Annotated in this window: 1 protein-coding gene; it reads left to right on the top strand. The window is 37.1% G+C overall.

All coding sequences use genetic code 11. The features are described from left to right. Positions 1-690: 690 nt before the first annotated feature. The gene (thrS, locus tag VKY50_RS01765) at positions 691-2,637 is read left to right on the top strand and encodes a threonine--tRNA ligase (protein ID WP_324298231.1); all 1,947 of its coding nucleotides are present in this window, start codon (positions 691-693) and stop codon (positions 2,635-2,637) included. Positions 2,638-2,774 lie beyond the last annotated feature (137 nt).

Raw genomic sequence — 2,774 nt, 5'->3', positions numbered from 1 at the left:
TAGAAACTATTTTTACTCTATTCCAAATCTTTTTTAGCTTTATTTTGCAGTTATTTTTAATGCCCCTAAATACCAAGTCGTTACACCCGAAAATAAATCAAAATAAAATGAAATTACTCCAATCAAGCTTTAAAATACCCTCCTATCGATTCCTATTACATCCATAGTATACCATCAAATTCCCCCCTACGCTACAACTATGCTATTCAAGGAAGATGCCCCACATTAAATTCGAATATGGAAAAAAAAACGGACTATTGCCATAACACCATGCATATATTTATATTTCCGATAAACCCTTCTTTATTATATAGCACAATTAATAAGGTTTTAGCATACCGTTTATATACCACTTCTAAAACATTGTTACAGCGTAAATATATCGACCGTAGCAATTTCCGTAAAACCGTCCCAAAGATCAGGGTTAAGTTTATTAATATAAAATAAGGTCGAAGTCCTGCTGCTGATATCCATAGAAAACTGATAGGAAATAGAAAACACTACGCCTAAATCATCACTGGGCAACTGAAACTAAAGTTCATGGGATAAGATTAAGATGGTTAACTGCAACTAAAACCATCAACTCACAAAAAAAGTTTAGGCTTTTAACCTCTTAAGCTATATTTATAGTTGTATGCGTAAAGTCTTCGACTTATCTTTGCGCCCTAAAATATAAATGATTATACGAATATGATTAAGATTACTTTACCCGACGGGTCGGTTAAGGAGTTCGAAAAAAACAGCACTCCGATGGATGTGGCACGTAGCATCAGTGAAGGATTAGCGCGCAATGTAATATCCGCAAGCTTCAATGATCGCAAAGTTGAGACGACCACTCCACTAACCACCGATGGGAATCTTATTTTATATACATGGAATGATGACCAAGGCAAACAAGCCTTTTGGCATTCCACCTCACACATCATGGCGCAAGCTATTGAAGAGCTATACCCTGGCGTACAGTTAACCATAGGGCCTTCTATTGAAAATGGTTTCTATTATGATATAGCGGTAGGCGATCATGTAATTTCTGAGAAAGACTTTCCCAAGATCGAAGCCAAAATGATGGAAATTGCCCGTGGCAAACACGACTTTAAGATGAGATCAGCGAGCAAGGCTGAAGCATTAGCGTTTTATAAAAAACAAAACAACCCATTTAAGGTTGAACTTATAGAGAATCTCGAAGACGGAACAATTACTTTCTGCGATCACGACACCTTTACAGACTTATGTCGTGGAGGCCATATTCCAAACACAGGAATAGTCAAAGCCATAAAATTATTATCCGTTGCAGGTGCCTATTGGAGAGGTGATGAAAACAATCAACAGCTTACTCGTATTTATGGTATTTCCTTTCCAAAACAGAAAGAATTAAAAGAGTACCTTGAATTACTTGAGGAGGCTAAGAAGAGGGACCACAGAAAACTAGGAAAAGAATTGGAACTTTTTACCTTTTCTAGCAAAGTGGGACAAGGACTACCCTTGTGGCTTCCTAAAGGAGCTGCTCTAAGGTCAAGACTTGAAGAGTTTTTAAGAAAAGCGCAACAAAAAGCAGGCTACGAACAAGTAGTTACTCCACATATTGGTCAGAAAGAACTTTATGTCACCTCTGGTCACTATGCAAAATACGGAGAAGACAGTTTTCAACCTATACATACCCCAAAACAGGATGAAGAATTTTTATTAAAACCAATGAACTGTCCTCATCACTGTGAAATATACAACTCAAAACCCTGGAGCTATAAAGATCTCCCCAAGCGTTTTGCTGAGTTTGGTACCGTATACCGCTATGAGCAAAGTGGAGAACTACATGGCTTAACGCGAGTAAGAGGGTTTACACAAGATGATGCACATATCTTCTGTACCCCAGATCAGCTTGATGAAGAATTCAAAAATGTAATTGACTTAGTGCTCTATGTATTTGGTACGTTAGGATTTGAAAACTTTACTGCCCAGGTTTCCTTAAGAGATCCTGAAAAACCAGAAAAGTATATTGGAAGCGATGAGAATTGGAAAAAGGCTGAAGAAGCGATACTAAATGCTGCCAAGGAAAAAAACCTTGACTTTGTAGTAGAGACAGGTGAAGCTGCTTTTTACGGTCCAAAATTAGATTTCATGGTTAAGGACGCTTTAGGTAGAAGTTGGCAATTAGGAACAATACAAGTTGATTACAATCTTCCAGAGCGTTTTGACTTGAGCTACAAAGGAAATGATGATAAATTACATCGTCCTGTGATGATACACCGTGCTCCTTTTGGTTCTATTGAAAGGTTCGTGGCTATCTTGCTAGAACATACCGCTGGTAATTTCCCATTATGGCTTATGCCAGAGCAGGCTATAATACTGTCAATCAGTGAGAAATATGAAAAATATGCCGAAAAAGTTTTAAATTTATTAGAAAATAACGAAATTCGCGCCCTCTGCGATCACAGAAATGAAACCATCAGCAAGAAAATTCGTGATGCCGAGGTCAATAAGATTCCTTACATGATTATTGTTGGGGAGCAAGAAGAAAAAGACAACACAATTTCTGTAAGAAAACACGGAGAAGGCGACATAGGTACTATAAGTATTGAAGATTTTACGAATTTGATAAATTCAGAAATCAGTCGTACATTAAAGAAGTTTGAAATTTAAGTTTAATTAAAATTTAGTAACCATAGCAATTAAAAGATTTAACAGAAACGCTCGAAGAAGAGAAGAGAAAAACCCTCATAGAATCAACGGCGAAATTCGTATACCAGAAGTGAGATTGGTTGGCGATAATGTTGAGA

Source organism: Galbibacter sp. (assembly GCF_035306585.1).
In the GTDB taxonomy this organism is placed as follows: Bacteria; Bacteroidota; Bacteroidia; order Flavobacteriales; family Flavobacteriaceae; genus Galbibacter.
Note: the sequence above shows the minus strand (reverse complement) of the source record. Positions and strands in the feature narration are given on the sequence as shown.

What these genes read in the sequence shown, in the direction of transcription:
- thrS (WP_324298231.1), top strand. Translation starts at nt 691, where the DNA reads ATGATTAAGATTACTTTACCCGACGGGTCGGTTAAGGAGTTCGAAAAA.